Below are 17,502 nucleotides of genomic sequence, written 5' to 3'. Positions count from 1 at the left end.
CAGGGGCAGGAGCACGTGGAGGAAGACGTCATCGGTCAGTTGTTCGTCTTGAAAACATCGGTGTATTCGCTTTTTTCGGGCTTCAGGCGACGCTTCACTGGGCAGGAACGTAGCCAGGACCCGGTGACAGGTCGATTGTGCTTGAATCAGGGCTTCGATCACGTCAGCGACACGCTGCAGCGTGTCGCGCCGGAGGAAGGGAAGTCGTGCTTTCAACAGGTCGGCGAGATGGGTACACTCACCTGGAGCGGCATCGTGGATTGTCACAGACCAGTGATGCCGCTCTTGTGCTGCCCACAATGTGGTCACGGCTAGAAAATGGCGGACGACGTCTCAGTCGATCCAAAACCTAAGATGTCCGGTACTGAGGTCCGTCAGCATGACGATTTCATCTTTGACAGCGGACAGTTCTACAGGTGGGACCAATTGCAGGAAGGGGACGCCGTGCGCATGTTGGGCCGAATCTTTTCGAGACAATGAGCTGATTCCTGGAGCATTCGCGCCCGCACCAAACCGACATGGAAGTCGACTTAGTGGTCTGATGGCGAGATATGTCGACAGTTTTGCTGAAGGGCTGTACGGCTTGTCGGACTTTTACTGCCATCTCTACTGTCAAAGTTTTTCTCAATCAGACCATTAACTCTACGGGTCAGTAGCTTTCCTCATCCTTCGTCCAGGTGATCAGGTACAGCGTCTGCCCGTGCTTGTCCTCGACTTCCACGTATCCACTAGGGTGCATTTCGGTGGCGGTGTACTCGTGTCCCTCGTTAGCGGCGGCGCGGGCTTTGACGTAGGTGCCGAAGCGGGCGACCGTCTGTACGCCGTCGGGGGTGGGTTGCAGGAGGCTGTAGGTCATGCCTCACCGTATCCTCTCCCTCATCTGCAGATGTCCTCATGTGATCCCCAGTCCGCACATTACAAATAGGAAAATGCACTTTCCGATTTCCGCCGTCCCACACGAGCTCCCTAAGACTTAAAATTGTCACTACCGTGTCACTACCAGCCTGGGAAAGGGTGGGAGAACGAGAGAAACAGGAAGAAGAATCGAATCAGCAAACTCCATCCAGAACGACAAAAAGTGAATATCAGGGAAAACCTGGGATACCAGAAAAGAAATTCGTAATCAGTAGGTCGTCGGTTCGAATCCGACCCTCGGCTCCAGAGACAGGACTCCGCCCCGCGCGGAGTTTTTGCTTTTGACGCGGGACGTAGGTCCGGCACCACGCCGCTCCTGCAGGCACATCGTCCGCAAAGCGGATGCCTTCACCCTGCGCCGCCTGACATGATGGCCTCACCATGCCAAGCCGCCCCTCTGCTGCTCCCACGAGAAGGCCTTCCCCATGACGCCAGACTGGCTGGACACCCTCTTTCCCCCGAAGGCCGAGCGCACCGTGCCCTGGCCCCCGGTGGGCGACACCGTGACCCTCTACCGCCCCACCGGCCTGCACGAACTGCACCTGGTGGCCGAGCGTGACTGGCGCGCGTGGCCGCCCCGCCTGCCAGACCAGCCCATCTTCTACCCCGTGCTGAATGCGGAGTACGCCGAGGAAATTGCCCGTGATTGGAACGCAAAGCGCAACGATCCGCCTGTGGGTTTTGTGACGACCTTCGAAGTGCGGGCCGAGGTGGCCACCCGCTACGAGATTCAGGTGGTGGGCGCACAAGACCGCCATCAGGAACTATGGGTGCCCGCCGAGGAGCTGGACGCCTTCAATGGGGGGATCATTGGGCCCATTCGCGTGCTGGCGCATTTTGTGGGCGCTGAGTATGACGGGCGGATTGACCGGAAGACGCATCTGCCAGAAGGGCTATTGCCCCCGGAACACGAATCTAAGGCGACCCCATGACCCTCTTTGGCCTCTCCATCCCTACCCTCGCCCTGGACCTTGCGGGCGGCCTGTGCGTACTGGTCAGCCTGTATTACCTGTGGTTCAAGCGCAGCACCTACTGGCACTGGAGCAACGCCTCGCTGCTGCCATATTTCCTGCTGTTTCTCTCTGGCGGGCAGTGGATGCTGGCCGGCCTGCAGGTCACGTACCTGCTGTTCGGCCTTCACGGGCTGTACCTGTGGCACCTGGAAACGCGCCGGGCCCGGGGCGAGATCCGCTTCAACGAGCCCGCGTGGTATGGCGTCACCTGGGCCGCCAGCCTGCTGATTTTCACTTTTACCGTGGCCGCCACAGATTTCAGCGCCGGGTGGAACTGGGTGCAGTTCGTGGCCGTCACCCTGGCCCTGATCGCCAACTTTGGCACCACCCGCCGCTGGTCGTGGTCCTGGCCGGTGTGGATCGCGGTCAATGCCGTGCAGGCGGTGTATTTCTGGCACACCCAGTACTGGGTGCTGTTTGGGCTGCAATTCATGCTGGCCGCCATGAGCGTGTACGGCTGGCGGCAGTGGCGGCGCGACGAGGCGCGGGCGGTGGCCTTTGCCTGAATTCCGCTGCGGCCTGGTGATCGGCAAGTTTGCGCCGCTCCACCGGGGCCACCTGCACCTGCTGAACCACGCCCTGGCCCGCTGCGAGCGCCTGAGCGTGTGGGTCTATTCCCGCCCGGATTTCCCGGAGATGCCCTCGCCGCTGCGCCGGGGCTGGCTGCGCGAGCTGTATCCGGGACGGCTGTTTCCAGGGCTGGACCTCTTGCCCGACGCCCCGAATCCGCCGCCCAACGACGAGCCGGACGCCGTGCACCGCGCGTACGTGCACTCGGTGCTCCGGGGCTGGAGGGTTTTCCCCGACGCGGTGTTCACCTCGGAAGCCTACGGGGACGCGCTGGCCGCCGAACTGGGCGCGGCGCACGTGTGCGTGGACCGGGCGCGGCAGGCCGTACCCATCAGCGGGAGCGCCCTGCGCGCTGATGTTCATGCCCACCGGGCCTTTCTGGACCCCGTGGTGTACGCCCACTTCGTGCGCCGGGTGAACATCCTGGGCGCCGAGAGCACCGGCAAGAGCACCCTCACCCGCGCGCTGGGCGAGGCGCTGGGCACCGCCTGGGTGCGCGAATACGGCCGGGACGTGTACGAGCGGGAAGGGGGCCAGCTGGGGCCCGCGCATTTTCTGGAGATCGCCCGGGGGCACCGCGCCCTGGAAGACGAGGCCGCGCGGGCGCCCGGCGTTCACCGCTGGGTGTTCTGCGACACCGACGCCGCCACCACCCGCATGTGGTCGTACCTGCTGACCGGCACGGCGCCGCCCGAACTGCACGCCCTGGCAGACGAATGCCGCGCCCGCTACGCCCACACCTTTCTGTGCGGCACCGACCTGCCCCACGAACAGGACGGCTGGCGCGCCAACACCGAGGTACGCGCCGTGCAGCAGGCGCTGATCCGGCAGGACCTGGACACGCGCGGGGTGGCCTACACGGCCCTGCAGGGCTCTGTGGCCCAGCGGGTGGCGCAGGTGCGGGCCGCCCTGGGGGCCCCGTGAGCGGCGAACGCGAGCAGGCCAACGCCCGCCTGTTCGACGCCGTGGCCGCCACCTACGACGAGGTGGGTTTTCTGGCCCAGGCCGCGCGCTTCGTGGCGGGGGCGGCGGGGGTAGAGCCGCACGAACACGTGCTGGACGTGATGACCGGCACCGGCACGGTCTTGCGCGCCCTGCCGCCAGGGGCCAGCGGGGCGCGGGTGGGCACCGACCTGTCGGCGGGGATGCTGGCTGTGGCGCGCGCCCGCTTGCCCGGCGCCACCTTCGTGCAGGCGGACGCCGCGCGGCTGCCCTTCCCAGCCGCCCACTTTGACGTGGTGATCTGTGCGGCTGGCCTGTTTTTCATGCCGGACATGACCGGCGCTGTGCGCGAATGGGCCCGGGTGCTGCGGCCCGGGGGGCGGCTGGTGGTCTCCAGCTTCGGGCCGGGGCTGCTGGGCGACTTGCCGGGCCTGTGGCGCGCGGCGCTGGGGGCCCACGGCCTGAAACCCGGCGCGCCGCCCCTGGGCCGCCTGCCCACACCCCAGGCCCTGGCCGAGGTGCTGCGTGCCGGGGGTCTGCAGGCCAGCGCGGCGCTCTGTCCCCTCTTCTACACGCTGCCCAGCCCACAGGCCCGGCTGGCCGATATTCAGGCCGGGCTGGAAGGTGCGCCGCTGGCCGGGCTTGCGGCGGCCGGGCGCGACCGGCTGCTGAACGAGCACCGCGCCGCACTGGTGCCGCTGTTTGGGGCGGGGCCTCTGAGCGTGCCGCTGCCGCTCATTGTGGGCACGGGCGTGCATCTTCCGGGGGACGCAACGGCGCCGCCGGGCATCGCGTAATGTGGAGCATGACGAACCCCGAAGACAACACGTCCGGCACGCCCAGCGCCGCGCCCTCCTGGGTGGACGAGGTGCTGGGGCCCGCCAGCCCGGCGCCCGCCACCGCACCGGGTGACCTGCGCATTCCCGACTCCGGGCGTCCTGCCGCGCCCGCACCCGCCTGGGTGGACGAGGTGGGTGCCCCCGGCCGCGTCGGTGCCCAGCCCAGCCCGCCACCCGCGTCTCCGGCTGCCCCCGCCTGGGCCGATGAGGTGACCCGCCCCGCCCGCGGGGGCCCCTCGCCGTGGCCCGAGGACCGGCCGGTGGCCCCGGCGGCGCCCACCAGTTCCCCCCAGGATGACTGGGTGACCCACGCCACGGGTGGGGCGCGCCATCCCACCATTCCGCAGGGCCCGCCCACAGCCCACGCCGAACCGGTCCGCCCCTTTGACCACTTTGGCGATCCAGCGCGCCAGATGGCGCCCGCCTACCGCCAGAGCGGTCACCATTCGGGCTTCTCGGGTGAGGTGGCGCAGAAGAAGCTCATTGCCGGCCTGCTGGGCATCTTTCTGGGCAGTCTGGGCATTCACAAGCTGTATCTGGGCAACACCACCCCCGGCCTGATCATGCTGGGCCTGAACATCGGGGTGTGGGTGGTGGCGCTGCTGCTGGGCCTGCTGACCTTCGGCGTGGCGCTGTTTGTGACCGTGCCGCTGGCTGGCCTGGTCAGCAGCGGCCTGGGCCTGCTGGGCCTCGTGGAAGGCATCCTCTACCTCACCAAAAGTGACCCCGACTTCCAGCGCGACTACGTGCTGGGCCAGAAACCCTGGCTGTAAGCACATGGCAGATAAGGACGTTGCCCCTCATGGTGCGACTGTTCAGGAGAGCACCGAAAAGTCTTCACGCCCGGTGCAACGTCCTTTGTTCGAGACTCGCGCTGCGGCGCCGCTGTCCCCGACCGCTCGGTTGACCGGGGGCTTGGCAGCGAGTGACTGAGCACATGGCGAATGGCCAAAGGCCATCTGCCATGTGCCATCTGCTATCGGCTATCTGCCGCCCCCAGCGCCTGCTCAATATCCGCCTGCAGGTCGCCCAGGGCTTCAACGCCCACGCTCATGCGGATGGTGGTGGGGCTCACACCCGCCGCCAGGCGGGCCGCCTCGGGCACGCGGCCGTGGGTGGTGGTCCAGGGGTGCACCACCAGGGTGCGCACGTCGCCCAGGTTGGGGGCGATGCGCAGCACCCGCAGGCGCGACAGAAAGGCGGCGGGGTCCGGCACCTCGAAAGTCAGGACCGCGCCCTGGCCGCCGCGCAGGTAGGTTTGCGCGAGGTGGTGGTGCGGGTGGCTCTCCAGCCCGGGGTAGCTGACCCTGCCCACCTGCGGGTGTGCCGAGAGCCAGCGGGCCAGCGCCAGGGCCGTCTCGCTCTCACGTGACAGACGCAGGGCCAGCGTTTCCAGGCCCTGGGCAATCAGAAAGGCGGAATGGGGCGAGAGCGTCATGCCCAGCTGGTGCGCGCCCAGCCAGCGCTGGCGCCACGCCAGGGCCGCGTCGCCGCGCACGCCCAGAATGCTGTGCTCGCCGCCCTCCGTGAAGATGGGATTGCGCGTGAGGTCGTGCCCGCCCCCCACCGTCACGGCGCCGCCCAGCACGCTGCCGTGACCACCCGCCCACTTGGTCAGCGACTGCGCCACGATGTCGGCCCCGTGGTCCAGCGGCCGGCACAGGAACCCGGCCCCGGCGCAGGTATTGTCAATGGCCAGCAGCGCGCCCTGGGCGTGGGCCCGCTCGGCCAGCGCGCGGATGTCGGCCACGTCCCCGGCGGGGTTGCTGATCATCTCGGCCCATACCAGCCGGGTGTTCGGCTGCAGGGCTGCGCCGATCGCCTCCGGGGTGTTCTCGACCAGCGTGGCGGCCATGCCCATCAGGGGCAGGATGTTGCTCAGCAGGCCCGTGGTGCCGCCAAACAGGCTGGAGGCCGCCACCACATGATCCCCGGCGCGGCACACACTGAGAATGGCTGTCAGGGTGGCGGCCTGACCGCTGGCCACTGCCACGGTGGCCACGCCCCCTTCCAGCACGGTCAGGCGCTCCTCCAGCGCGCGCACGGTCGGGTTTTGCAGGCGGGCGTAGCTGAGGCCGGTGTTCTGCTGGAACTCGCTCTGCGCCTCCTGCAGCGAATCGAACTGAAAGGCGGCGGCCGCGTGAATGGGAAACCCGATGGTCTGGCCCAGGCCACGCGGAATGGCGCTCTGCACGGCGGCAGTCTCGTAGGTCCAGGGCTGGTCGGGGCGGGCGGCGTCGGTCATGGGTCCACGCTACGCCCCGCCCCTTGCCCCCGGGCGGCCCTTGTCCGAACGGGGTGGATGAAACGCAGCCGGGAATACAGAGTCCAGGTCTGCGCTAGCGTGACCCATGCGCATTCAGGACATGAACTGGCAGATGGTCGAAGCGTATCTGCGCCAGGATGACCGCTGCGTGCTGCCGCTGGGCTGCACCGAGCAGCACGCCACCCTGAGTCTGGCCACCGATACCCTGCTGGCCGAGCGGGTGGCCCGTGAGGCCGCCGAGGATCTGGGCGTGCCGGTCTTTCCAGCGCTGGCTTACGGCATCACACCCACCTTCGCTGCCTACCCGGGCACCCTGAGTGTGCGCACGACCACGTACCTGGCTCTGCTGGACGACCTGCTGAGCGGGCTGCACCAGCAGGGCTTCCGGCGCATCCTGGTCGTGAACGGGCACGGCGGCAATGTGCCGGGCCAGGGCTGGCTGGGCGAGTGGCTGGCCCGCCACCCCCAGGCCCGGGTGCAGTGGCACAACTGGTGGAACGCGCCGCGCACCTGGGCCGCCGTGCAGGCCACCGATGAGCTGGCCAGCCACGCCAGCTGGATGGAGAGTTTTCCCTGGACCCGCCTGGAAGGCGCGAGCGCCCCCGAGGACCGCAAGCCCATGGTGGACCTCTCTGCCCTGCGCCAGCTGCCTCCCGCCGAGGTGCGCGCCCGGCTGGGCGACGGCAACTTTGGCGGCCTGCACCGCCGCCCCGACCGCGAAATGCAGCGCATCTGGCAGGAAGCGGTAGGCGAAACCCGCGCGCTGCTGCAGGGCGGCTGGGCCTAAGAAGCCCCGTCCAGTTCCGCCACCACCGCCGGAAGCGCGCCGGGCTCACCGATGCGCGCCCGGCCGTCCTGCACCGCGGCGGCCCGGCGGCGGGGATCGGTCAGCAGGGCGCGGGCCGCCCCGGCCACAGCCGCCGCGCGCGGCTCTGCCACCGTGAGCGCCCGGCCCAGCAGCCGGGCCTGCCGGCGGGCAAACCCGGCCACATACTGCGGGCCCGGCGTGGGAAAGCCCACCACCGGCACGCCCAGGCCAGCGGCCTGCTCGGCCGCGGTGCCGGCGGTGCCCAGGGCCAAGGCCGCTCGGCGCACCACCGCTGCAAAAGCCCCGCGCAGCACCAGCACCCGCGTCTGGTCCCGGCCCAGCCACAGGGCGGCCCCGTCCACCTCGTCGCGCGTCCAGCCGGGCAGCGGGGGCAGGCCACTCAGGGGCCCGGCAAAGGCCACCACCGCCTGAAGCTCGGGCAGGGCGGCGGCGGCCTCCAGCATCAGCGGCAGCGAGAAGGCCGCGTCGCCGCGCTGGCCCGGCAGCAGGGCCAGCACCGGGCGGCTGTCCAGCAGGGGGCTCAGGTCCCGTTCGGGAGGGGGCAGGATGTCCAGGGCGAAGCTGCCGCGGTACGTGGCGTTCACCCCACGCCGCGCCAGCTGCGCCGCCGAGGGCTGGTCGCGCGTGTACACCCGCCGCGCCCGCCGGGCCAGCGCCACTTCCCAGGGCATAAACAGATTGGCCCCCAGGGCGTTGAGTTCGCGCAGATGGTCCAGCGGAGTCATGCCGCGCGCGTAGTGCGCCGAGACCAGGGGCTGCAGGTGGGTCAGGGGCAGCCGGGGCCCCCGCGCCCCGGGCACCGCGCGCGCGGCCAGCGTGCCCACCAGCAGCGCGTAGGTGTCGCCCACCACGATCACCTGGGCCACCTGCGCCCCCAGCCGCCGCGCCGCTGCCCACTGCCGCAGCGACACGGTCAGCAGCCCCGCGCGCAGATCGGCGCGCAGGTTGGCCACGCTGCCAAAGGGAAAGCCGCCCGAGGGCAGGCTCAGGTGGGGGCCCTGCAGCTGGGCGGCCCCCTGGTAGGCCCGGCCCTCTCCCACCAACGGCAGCGCCCACACCGGCCCGCGCCCGGCCCGCGCCAGTTCCCGTGCCAGCGCGGCCCCGATCAGATCCTCGGCGTAGCCGTTAGACACGATCAGGAGGGGGCCCCGCCGAAAGTTGGTCGTCACGCCCCGCAGGCTAGCGTAGGCTCAGGCCCATGGACTTGATGGCACTGCGCCGGGGATGGGGCACGCGCCCGCTGGTGGGGGCGGCGGTGGGCGTGCTGCTGCAGGACGAACGGGGCCGGGTGCTGCTGCAGCGCCGGGGCGACGATGGCCGCTGGAGCGAACCGGGCGGCGCCCTGAACCCCGGCGAGGACTTTCTGAGTGGCGCGCGGCGCGAGCTGCACGAAGAAACTGGCCTGCACTGCGACAACCTGCGCCTGCTGCCCCTGCCGGATGGCCTGCAGAGCGGTCCGGAACTGTACCACCGCTATCCACACGGCGACGAGATTTATGTGGTGGGTCTGCGGGCGCACGGCACCCTGCCGGCGGCAGCACTGGAGCGGGCCCAGCCCGACGACAGCGGCGAAACGCTGGAGCTGCGCTGGTTTGAACTGGCCCATCTGCCCGACCTCAGCAGCAACGCCAACCGCGCTTCCATGAACCTGCTGCGGGCCTGGGCGGGCCTGCCGCCCCTGCTGCTGGCCCCCACCCCGCCGCCCCCACCCCCCGGCGACTTTCTGCGGGCGCTGCGCCGGGTGATTGGGCCCCGGCCCTGGGCTGCCCCGGGCGCCAGCGTGCTGGTCACCAATGACCAGGGCCGCCTGCTGCTGCTGCGCCACGGTCACACCCGGCGCTGGACCCTGCCCGGCGGCTTTCTGGAACCCGGCGAGAGCTTCGAGCAGACGGCCGCGCGCGAGTTGCAGGAAGAAACGGGCCTGCGGGCCCGGGCGCTGGAGCCCCTGGAGATGTTTGCCGGGCCCCAGTACCGCTTCACGTATCCGAACGGCGACGTGGTGGACAACGTGTCGGTGCTGTACCGGGCGCAGGACGTGACGGGCGATCTGGTGCCGCAGCCCGGCGAGGTGCTGGACGTGGGCTGGTTTGGCGTGAACGAGCTGCCCGCCGCCGACGCCCTGAGTGGCCCGCTGGTACAGGCCCAGGTGGACTGGTGGCACCGGGCGCAGCCGAAAGGCTGAAGCTGTGCGCACCGCTGGACGACAACGATTGACCCGGAGCTGGTAGGAAGGCCCCGTGCCGGCCCAAGTCGCTCGCTGTTGATTTTCAGATCAACCGGGTGGGCCGGGACAGCGAGACCCTTAGCCCAGCAGGGTTGCCAGGCCCCGCGAGGCCACATCGCGCAGGCTGAGGGTCGCCCGGGGAGACAGGTCGGTGGCCTCGGGGTTGATCTCGATCACCATGCCGCCGCCCCGCAGGGTGTCCTGGGCCAGCCCCGCCGCCGGGTACACCACCGCGCTGGTGCCGATCACCAGGGCCACCTCGGCCGCCGCAAAAGCCGCCTGGGCAGCGGCCAGGGCGTCTTCGGGCAGCAGTTCGCCAAACCACACCACGTTCGGGCGCATGCGGTGGCCCCGGGGTGAGGTGGGCGGCGTGACCAGTTGCTCGGGGGCCGGCAGTGCAAAGGTCTCGCCCGTCACCTCGTCGCGGGCGCTGACGAGATTGCCGTGCAGTTCCACCAGCCGCCCGCCGTGCGCCCCGCTGCCCGCGCGCCCGTGCAGGCCATCCACATTCTGGGTGGCCAGGAAAAACCCCGCGCCCTTGCGCCGTTCCAGTTCGGCCAGCAGGCGGTGGGCCTCATTGGGCTGGGCCCCCAGCACGTCACGGTAGCGCCCCGCGTACCACTCCCAGACCAGCGCCGGGTTCTGGCGGTAGGCGCCGGGGCTGGCCAGATCCTCGGGGCGAAAGCGGGCCCAGTGGCCGCTCTGGGCGTCGCGGAAGGTGGGAATACCGCTCTCAGCGCTCACACCCGCGCCCGTCAGCACGGCCACGCGGGAAGCGGCATTCAGGGCGGCGCGGGCCTGTTCGGGCGTCATGCCCCCAGGCTAGCGTCTGCTGCGTGCCAGAGCAGAAGCATTTGCGGCGCCCCCAGACTGCAGGTCAGGCCCTCAGCCCAGGTCAGGCCAGCCGCCGGGACAGCCGGGGCAGATGCTCGGCCGGGTCCAGCAGCCGCTGGTCGTGGGTGTAGTCGTCGGTTTCCTCGACCTCCCAGGGCAGACCCAGCGTCCGGGCCAGGCGCCGCACCACCTCTGGAAAGGGCAGGGCGTCGCGGGCATTGCTGTCCAGATGCACCGGGCCTGCCCCGCCCGCCTGTGCCAGCGCCACCAGCGCGTGGGCGGTATCGGCCATGAACGAGCACGCGGGAATCCAGTGGCGGCTGGCGCGAATCCGGCCGTGCTGGGCCTGCTGCGCGTTCAGGTGCGCGGCCATGTTGTTGCCCTGCGCTCCGGGGTCAATCTGCCAGCCGATGCGGGCGATGACGGCGCCGGGGTGGGCCGCCTGCACAGCGTCTTCCGTGCGGATTTTCAGCTGGCCATAGCCCTCCTGGGACGTGCGCGGGTCTTGTGGGTGGTGGGGGCCGTCCGGGTCATGGTGAAAGACCATCGCCGTGCTGGTGAGCACCAGGGGCACCCCGGCCCGCGCGGCCCAGCGGGCCAGTTGCGCGGCCCACGCTTCGCTGCCGATGGCCAGGTGAAAGATGCCCTGGGGCCGGGTGGTCTTCAGCAGGTCTTCGGCGGCCTGGGCATTCTCGGGCGGGGTGGTGTGGCGGTTCCAGCCCACCACCGCGTGGCCCTGGTCACGCAGCACCTGCGCCACATGGGGTGCCAGGGTGCCGTTCAGGCCGGTGATCAGCCACGGAGAAGGCGTCATGGCAGCCCAGTGTAGGCGCTTGACTGGACTAAAAATTCAGGCGGCACGGCGTCTGCCAGCCACACGCCGTTCTCGCTGCGGTAAAAGAAGTGCCCGGCCCCGTGCATGGCCCCGGCGCGCACAGTCAGAACCACGGGCTGGCCGCGCCGGGCGCCGACCCGGGCCGCGGTCTCCGGATCGGCAGACAGGTGCACGTGGTGGCGCCCTCTGGGCGTCAGGCCCTGCTGGCGAATGGCCGCCAGGGCGCCCGGGTGCGTGCCGTGGTACAGCACCCCGGGCGGGGGCAGCGGCTGCAGTTCCAGGTCCACAGGAACGCTGTGGCCCTGATTGGCGCGAATCTGGTCGCCGCGCAGGCTGAAGCGCGCCTTGTCGTTGGTGGCCACCACCCGCTGCACGTCGGCGCGGGTAACGCCGAGACAGGCCAGCAGGGGCGCCAGCGGCACCCAGCCGCCGGGGGCCAGGGTCAGGCCCGCCTCGTGCGGGGCGTGGCGCAGCAGGTACGAGAGGCGCTTGGACAGGGTGCGGTCGTTCATGGGGGCAGTGTGCCCCGCGCCGGGCCCCAGACACATCGGCCACCTGGGCGCGGCCCTATAGGTCCTCTGACGCAGCCGGGGGGTCCGGCAGCCCCTCGCCGCAGCGGCGGCAGTAGCGGGCGTCCGGTTCGTGGGGCCAGAGGCCGCAGCGCGCGCAGGTCATGACCTGCGCGGCCTCACGGCGCGCGCTGCGCTGGGCCTGGGTCAGCCCCACAGTCACGATGCCGGTGGGCACCGCAATGATGCCGTAGCCCAGAATCATCACCCCAGAAGCCAGCGCCTTGCCCAGCGGGGTCTTGGGGGCAATATCGCCGTAGCCCACGGTGGTCAGCGTGACAATGGCCCAGTAGATGCTGGTGGGAATGCTGGTAAAGCCGTGCTCGGGGCCCTCGACCACGTACATCAGGGTGCCCAGAATCACCACCAGGGTCAGCACCACGGCCAGAAACACCGTGATCTTGGCGAGGCTGGCCCGCAGCGCCTGGGTCAACACGCTCGCCTCGGACAGGTAGCGCACCAGTTTCAGCACCCGGAAAATGCGCAGCAGGCGCAGCACCCGCACAATCAGCAGGTACTGCGCGCCCGGCACCAGCAGCGCCACGTAGGCAGGCAGGATAGACAGCAGGTCCACCACCCCGAAAAAGCTGCGGGCATAGTGCCACGCGCGCCGGGCGCTGAGCAGCCGCAGCAGGTATTCCAGGGTAAACAGCACCGTCAGGCCCCATTCCACCGCGCTCAGGGTGGGGGCGTAGCGCGCCCGCAGCGGCGCCACACTGTCCAGCATCACCGCCAGCACGCTCACCAGAATGGCGGCGATCAGAAACAGGTCGAACAGCCGCCCGGCCGGCGTGTCCGAGTTATAGATGACGTCGCCCAGCGCCACGCGCCACGGCGCCCGCCGGTCTGCAGTAGGGCCCACAGGCGCAGTGTACGGCCTGTTCACGCTACCCTGGGGCCCATGACACAACCCGAGACGTGGACGGCCCTGGTGCGTCACTGGCAGACCCTGGCGGACCTGGGCGGCATCGGCGCCCTGCTGGGCTGGGACCAGAGCACCTACCTGCCGCCCCGGGCGGCGGCGGGGCGCGCGCGGCAAAGTGCACTGCTGTCGGGCCTGCGCCACGAGCGCGCCACGGGCGCCGCCTACGGCCGCCTGCTGGACGACGCGGGGGCCCTGACTGACCTCAGCCCGGCCCAGACGCGCATGCTGGCCGCAGCGCGGCGCAACTTCGACCGCGCCACGCGGCTGCCCGGCGCCTTTGTACAGACCTTCTCGGGCCATGCGGGCGAGACCTACTCGGCCTGGGTGCAGGCGCGCCCGGCCAATGATTTTGCCCGGATGGCGCCGCTGCTGGACAAGACGCTGGACCTGAGCCGGCAGATGGCCTCGTACTTTCCCGAGTTCGCCTCGCCCATGGACTACTTTATTGACGCCGCCGACGAGGGCATGACCGCCGCGCAGGTGGACCGCGTGTTCACGGCGCTGCGTGAAGCGCTGGTGCCGATGGTGGACGAAGCCGCGCAGGCCGACGTGCGCACCGACTTTCTGGCCCGCCATTACCCCATTCCCACGCAGCTGGCCCTGGGTGAGGCCATTGCGCGCGATTACGGGTACGACGCAGCAGCCGGGCGCCAGGACCTGACCGCCCACCCCTTCATGACCCGGCTGGGCGCCCACGACGTGCGCATCACCACCCGCGTGCGCGAGGACGACCCCACCGACGCCCTGTATTCCACCCTGCACGAGGCCGGGCACGCCATGTACGAGCAGGGCGTGGCCGAGGAGTTTCTGGACACCCCGCTGGGCGGCGGCGTGAGCGCCGGGGTCCACGAGAGCCAGTCGCGGCTGTGGGAAAACCTGGTGGGCCGCTCGCGGGCCTTCTGGGCGGGGCAGTTTGGGCGTTTCCGGGCCGCCTTTCCCGAGCAGCTGCGGGATGTGACCGAAGACGAGTTGTTCCGCGCCGTGAACGTGGTGCGCCGCAGCCTCATCCGCACGGACGCCGACGAACTGACCTACAACCTGCACGTGATTACCCGCTACGAGCTGGAACGCGGGCTGCTGGCCGGGGAACTGGCGGTGCGCGACCTGCCGGACGCGTGGCACGCGGCGTACGAGCAGAACCTGGGCCTGCGCGCGCCCAGCGACGTGGACGGCGTGCTGCAGGACGTGCACTGGTACGGCGGCGGCATCGGCGGGGCCTTTCAGGGCTATACCCTGGGCAACGTGCTCAGCGCGCAGTTCTACGCGGCGGCCGAGCAGGCCACCCCCGGCTTAGAGGCCGACATTGCGCGCGGTGACTTTTCCCGCCTGCACGGCTGGCTGCGGGAGCACGTGTACGCACCGGGCCGGCTGTACACCCCGGGCGAACTGGTGGAGCGCGTGACCGGCCAGCCCATGACGGTGGAGCCGTATCTGGCCTACCTGCGCGGGAAGTACGCCCAGCTTCAGGGCTGAGGATGACCCCACCAGTGGGTGAAGTGCCGGGAATTGCGCCCGGCACGTCTTTTGAGGGCCGCCGCGCCCTGAGCGAGGCAGGCGTCCACCGGCCGCTGCAGGCGGGCATTGCGGGCACGGCCCTGGGCGGCGCCGTGTCGGTGGTGCTGTCCGGCGGCTATGAGGACGACCAGGACAGCGGCGAGCAGATTCTGTACACCGGCGAGGGCGGGCGTGACCCGCGCACCGGGGCGCAGACCGCCCACCAGTTGCTGACGCGCGGCAACCTCGCCCTGGCGCGCAGCCACCTGCTGGGCCAGCCGGTGCGGGTGGTGCGCCGCGTGGTGGGGTCCACCTACCGCTACGACGGCCTGTACTGGGTAACGTCTTTCTGGCACGAGGTGGGGCGCTCGGGCTACCGCATCTGGCGTTTCCTGCTGGAGGCGCAGGTGCCCAGTCGGCCTGAGCGTCAGGCCACCACGCGCCTCAGCCGCACCAGCGCCCACGCCGCGCAGGTAAAGGCCTGGCACGACCACACCTGCCAGCTGTGCGGCCTGCGCCTTTCCACCCCCGCCGGCCCCTACGCCGAGGCCGCGCACATTCGCCCGCTGGGCCAGCCACACTGCGGCCCGGACACGCCAGAGAACCTGCTGTGCCTGTGCCCCAACTGCCACGTGTTGTTTGACCTGGGCGGCGTGGGGGTGGCCCACGACCTGAGCCTGCTGGGCCGCCCCGGCGCCCTGCGCACAGCGCGCGCCCACCATCTGGACCCGACTCAGCTTGCCTACCACCGCGCCCACGTGTACAGCGAGGAGCCCTGAGCGCCACACAACAGGGCCGCGCTTGGAGGGGGAACACCTCGGCGCGGCCCTTTCTCAAGGGGGAGAAACGATGTGGGCACTTCGGCCCAGCTGACTTGGTGTGGCCCCCAGTGTGAGCGGCGGACCCTGACAGTGCTCTGAACGCAGGCGCCGCCGCCGGGGCAGAAGAAAGTCTTGAGGGTATGGGGGCGGGGCTTGACTACTTCCGGCCCACGCCGGGCGCCAGGGTCAGAGGCGTGTCCAGCCGCAGCCACAGGAACTCGGTGGCGTCCTTCACGTCGGCGCCGCGTCCGCCTGTGCCGGGGTAATTGTTGTCGTTGGCGACCAGAAGGGTGTTGGCGTCCAGCACCAGCACGTTTTCAATGGTCACGTAGGGGAACTTGAACACACCGCCCTGGGTGCTGGGGGCCAGGCCCTGGGGGTCTTTCACGTTCATCAGATCGGCCACCAGCGTCTTTTTCAGGGTGCCGTCGGCGTTCTTTTCATTCAGGCTGACCAGATACACGCGCTTGGCCTTCGCCGCCGCGCCGCTGGCGTTGTCGCGCTCCAGCACGAGGTACTGCCCGGCATTCACCGGGGTCAGATCGCCAATGGCGTTGGCGGCGTCGTCCAGGGCGTAGCGGCCCGCCAGGCTCCACCCCTTGCCCGCCAGGTCGTAGGCGTGCAGGCGCAGCTGACCGGGCAGGTCGCCGGTCACCGTTTTTTCCAGCAGGGCGTACAGGGTCTTGCCATCGGGGCTGAGGGTCACGCCTTCAAAGCCGCCGCTCCCGCCCACGTTGGCCGCCGCGCTGCTGGTCCCCAGGGCGTAGGCGGGGTTCTGGGGGCTGCGCACCTCGGGGGCCGTGTACTGGCCCACCACGCGGGCGCCCGTGGCCGGAAAGTCGGTAAAGAAGCCGTCCACCCCGGCGCGCAGGGCCTGGCGCATCTCGGCTTCAGGGTCACCCGCGTAGCCGGGCAGAAGGTACGTGGCCTCGTTGCGGAAGGTCCAGGGGTGGACCAGCAGGCCGGCGGCGTGGGCGCGCGTGACAAAGTCGGTGGTCTGCCCCTTGTCGGTGATAATCCAGCGCTTGTAGGCCCCAACGCCGCTGGCGTAAGTGGCAATCTCTTTCAGGCCGGCGTCGGTGGCCAGCACGTCGTATTTGCGGGTGTCGCCCCCCGCCGCCCAGTCGTAGGGGGCCTCGTCGGGGCTGCTCACCAGCTGCACCAGGGGCAGGTTCAGACCGGCCTTCGGCATGATGTCGGTCTTCAGGGCCTTCAGGTTGGCGGTCTCAAAGGACTGGATAAACACGCGCGCCGGGTCGGTAAAGCCTTCTTTCTTCAGCGTGTCAATCAAGAGTTGCGAGGTGTTCACGCCCATCTGCTGAAAGTAGGTGGGGTGCTTGGTCTCGGGGTAGATGCCGATTTTGCGCCCGGTCTTGGCTTCCACGTCCCTCACCAGCGCAATTACTTCAGCCAGGGTGGGAATCTGAAACTGGCCGTCGTAGGCCCGGCCGCGCAGGGCGGGCAGGCGCTCCACGGCCTTCAGGGTCTTCAGTTCGGCCAGGGTGAAGTCCTCGGCAAAGTAGCCGCGCACCTCCACCCCATCCACCTTCTTGGTGGTCAGGCGCGAGGCAAATTCAGGGCGCGTGGCCACATCGGCAGTGGCTTCCAGCACCTTCCCGGCGGCGTCCACCACGGCAATCACAGGTTCGTGGCGGGCAATCAGCACGCCGTCTTTGGTCACCACGAGGTCGGGTTCCACGAAGTCCGCGCCCGCCTCAATGGCGACCCGGTAGGCTTCCAGGGTGTGCTCGGGGCGGGTGCCGCTGCTGCCCCGGTGTCCAATCACGATGGGCGCCTGACCGCGCAGGGTGGGCAGGCCCGCCAGGTTGGGCGTGGCGATGGGGGCGTCCAGCAACCGGCCGTCGGCGCTGAAGTGCAGCAGGTAGGGGCCAAACTCGTCGCCCACCCACAGGGTGCCGTCGGGGGCCACGGCGAAGCCTTCTACATCGAAGTCCGCGCCGGTCAGCAGGCGCTCTGAGCTGGCCTCGTTCACGATCAGCCAGGGCACCTTGCGGTCGGGGTCGCGCAGCTGCACGAAGGCGCCCACGCCCACCTTGCCCTCGCCGCTGGGGGCGGTTCTGGCACTCAGGTTCAGGGTATACAGGCGCAGCAGGTAGTCGGCGCTGTCGGCCTTGCTGCCAAATCCGTTGTCGCTGAGAAACAGGTAGCTCCCGTCCTTGCCAAACTGCACGCCCGAAAAGCCCTGCACCGGCTGCGAGGAAAAGCGCGGCTGGCCCCGCAGCCCGGCGCCGCTGTAGGCCCCGCTGGCCGGCCCGGCGGCAAAGGTATCGGCGGGCAACTGGGCGTACCCCACCAGGGTGGCCGCCGGGGCAGATGACGCGAGGCTCAGCAGAGCCGTGACACCGATCAGGACTTTTCTCACATTCTTTACGGTGCGTGGTGTTCGTCAGGCCGGGGTGCGCTGG

Annotated in this window: 18 protein-coding genes; 10 read left to right on the top strand and 8 right to left on the bottom strand. The window is 69.8% G+C overall.

Going from position 1 to position 17,502, the window contains the following annotated elements:
• On the top strand, window positions 1-315 hold a 315-nt coding region (locus tag C8263_RS19035; RefSeq protein WP_233218855.1), incomplete at its 5' end, for a hypothetical protein.
• A gap of 334 nt (window positions 316-649) precedes the next feature.
• Here C8263_RS19035 and C8263_RS15770 read toward each other — a convergent pair.
• Entirely contained in the window at window positions 650-856 is a 207-nt protein-coding gene (locus C8263_RS15770) for a hypothetical protein (protein WP_107139090.1), read from the bottom strand.
• Between the two features lie 484 nt (window positions 857-1,340).
• Between C8263_RS15770 and C8263_RS15765 the strand changes: the two genes are divergently transcribed.
• The 5 genes from C8263_RS15765 to C8263_RS15745 are packed head-to-tail and all read left to right on the top strand — an operon-like array spanning window position 1,341 to window position 5,052.
• The gene (locus C8263_RS15765; protein ID WP_199188424.1) at window positions 1,341-1,847 is read left to right on the top strand and encodes a hypothetical protein; all 507 of its coding nucleotides are present in this window, start codon (window positions 1,341-1,343) and stop codon (window positions 1,845-1,847) included.
• Entirely contained in the window at window positions 1,844-2,434 is a 591-nt protein-coding gene (locus C8263_RS15760; RefSeq protein ID WP_107139089.1) for a nicotinamide mononucleotide transporter family protein, read from the top strand. Before C8263_RS15765 ends, C8263_RS15760 begins: the two co-directional genes overlap by 4 nt.
• Entirely contained in the window at window positions 2,427-3,422 is a 996-nt protein-coding gene (locus C8263_RS15755) for an AAA family ATPase (protein WP_107139088.1), read from the top strand. Before C8263_RS15760 ends, C8263_RS15755 begins: the two co-directional genes overlap by 8 nt.
• Complete coding sequence (locus tag C8263_RS15750; protein WP_107139087.1) at window positions 3,419-4,237, top strand: class I SAM-dependent methyltransferase; 819 nt, start codon at window positions 3,419-3,421, stop codon at window positions 4,235-4,237. Before C8263_RS15755 ends, C8263_RS15750 begins: the two co-directional genes overlap by 4 nt.
• Window positions 4,238-4,245: 8 nt before the next feature.
• The gene (locus C8263_RS15745) at window positions 4,246-5,052 is read left to right on the top strand and encodes a TM2 domain-containing protein (protein ID WP_107139096.1); all 807 of its coding nucleotides are present in this window, start codon (window positions 4,246-4,248) and stop codon (window positions 5,050-5,052) included.
• A gap of 203 nt (window positions 5,053-5,255) precedes the next feature.
• Here the strand turns inward: C8263_RS15745 and C8263_RS15740 are convergent, their stop codons facing one another.
• A complete protein-coding gene (locus C8263_RS15740) occupies window positions 5,256-6,524 on the bottom strand; it encodes an aminotransferase class V-fold PLP-dependent enzyme (RefSeq protein ID WP_107139086.1) in 1,269 nt (422 codons plus the stop codon).
• A 106-nt stretch (window positions 6,525-6,630) separates the two neighbouring features.
• On the opposite strand from C8263_RS15740, the gene C8263_RS15735 reads away from it, so the two are divergent.
• Window positions 6,631-7,332 (top strand): creatininase family protein, encoded by a 702-nt coding sequence (locus C8263_RS15735; protein ID WP_233218854.1) that lies wholly within the window; start codon window positions 6,631-6,633, stop codon window positions 7,330-7,332.
• On the opposite strand, the gene C8263_RS15730 is transcribed toward C8263_RS15735, so the two are convergent.
• Window positions 7,329-8,543 (bottom strand): lipid-A-disaccharide synthase-related protein, encoded by a 1,215-nt coding sequence (locus C8263_RS15730; protein WP_107139085.1) that lies wholly within the window; start codon window positions 8,541-8,543, stop codon window positions 7,329-7,331. The two genes, C8263_RS15735 and C8263_RS15730, sit on opposite strands and share 4 nt — an antisense overlap.
• Before the next feature lie 29 nt (window positions 8,544-8,572).
• Here C8263_RS15730 and C8263_RS15725 point away from each other — a divergent pair, with 29 nt between their 5' ends.
• Window positions 8,573-9,556 (top strand): NUDIX domain-containing protein, encoded by a 984-nt coding sequence (locus C8263_RS15725; protein WP_107139084.1) that lies wholly within the window; start codon window positions 8,573-8,575, stop codon window positions 9,554-9,556.
• Window positions 9,557-9,676: 120 nt separating this feature from the next.
• On the opposite strand, the gene C8263_RS15720 is transcribed toward C8263_RS15725, so the two are convergent.
• From C8263_RS15720 to C8263_RS15705, 4 genes are all read right to left on the bottom strand, one after another.
• Window positions 9,677-10,411, bottom strand: coding sequence for a Sir2 family NAD-dependent protein deacetylase (locus tag C8263_RS15720; protein WP_107139083.1), 735 nt, complete (start codon window positions 10,409-10,411; stop codon window positions 9,677-9,679).
• Between the two features lie 82 nt (window positions 10,412-10,493).
• Window positions 10,494-11,246: a sugar nucleotide-binding protein gene (locus C8263_RS15715; protein WP_107139082.1), complete on the bottom strand. Its 753-nt coding sequence runs from the start codon at window positions 11,244-11,246 to the stop codon at window positions 10,494-10,496.
• Complete coding sequence (locus C8263_RS15710) at window positions 11,243-11,779, bottom strand: RNA 2'-phosphotransferase (protein WP_107139081.1); 537 nt, start codon at window positions 11,777-11,779, stop codon at window positions 11,243-11,245. The genes C8263_RS15715 and C8263_RS15710 overlap by 4 nt, the downstream gene beginning before the upstream one ends.
• Before the next feature lie 55 nt (window positions 11,780-11,834).
• A complete protein-coding gene (locus C8263_RS15705; RefSeq protein ID WP_107139080.1) occupies window positions 11,835-12,698 on the bottom strand; it encodes an ion transporter in 864 nt (287 codons plus the stop codon).
• A 39-nt stretch (window positions 12,699-12,737) separates the two neighbouring features.
• Between C8263_RS15705 and C8263_RS15700 the strand changes: the two genes are divergently transcribed.
• A complete protein-coding gene (locus tag C8263_RS15700) occupies window positions 12,738-14,234 on the top strand; it encodes a carboxypeptidase M32 (RefSeq protein ID WP_107139079.1) in 1,497 nt (498 codons plus the stop codon).
• A 2-nt stretch (window positions 14,235-14,236) separates the two neighbouring features.
• Complete coding sequence (locus tag C8263_RS15695) at window positions 14,237-15,034, top strand: YDG/SRA domain-containing protein (protein WP_107139078.1); 798 nt, start codon at window positions 14,237-14,239, stop codon at window positions 15,032-15,034.
• Window positions 15,035-15,233: 199 nt separating this feature from the next.
• On the opposite strand, the gene C8263_RS15690 is transcribed toward C8263_RS15695, so the two are convergent.
• On the bottom strand, window positions 15,234-17,459 hold the full coding sequence (locus C8263_RS15690; RefSeq protein WP_107139077.1) for an esterase-like activity of phytase family protein: 2,226 nt from the start codon (window positions 17,457-17,459) through the stop codon (window positions 15,234-15,236).
• Window positions 17,460-17,502 lie beyond the last annotated feature (43 nt).

Source organism: Deinococcus arcticus, assembly GCF_003028415.1.
GTDB classification, from domain to species: domain Bacteria; phylum Deinococcota; class Deinococci; order Deinococcales; family Deinococcaceae; genus Deinococcus; species Deinococcus arcticus.
Note: the sequence above shows the minus strand (reverse complement) of the source record. Positions and strands in the feature narration are given on the sequence as shown.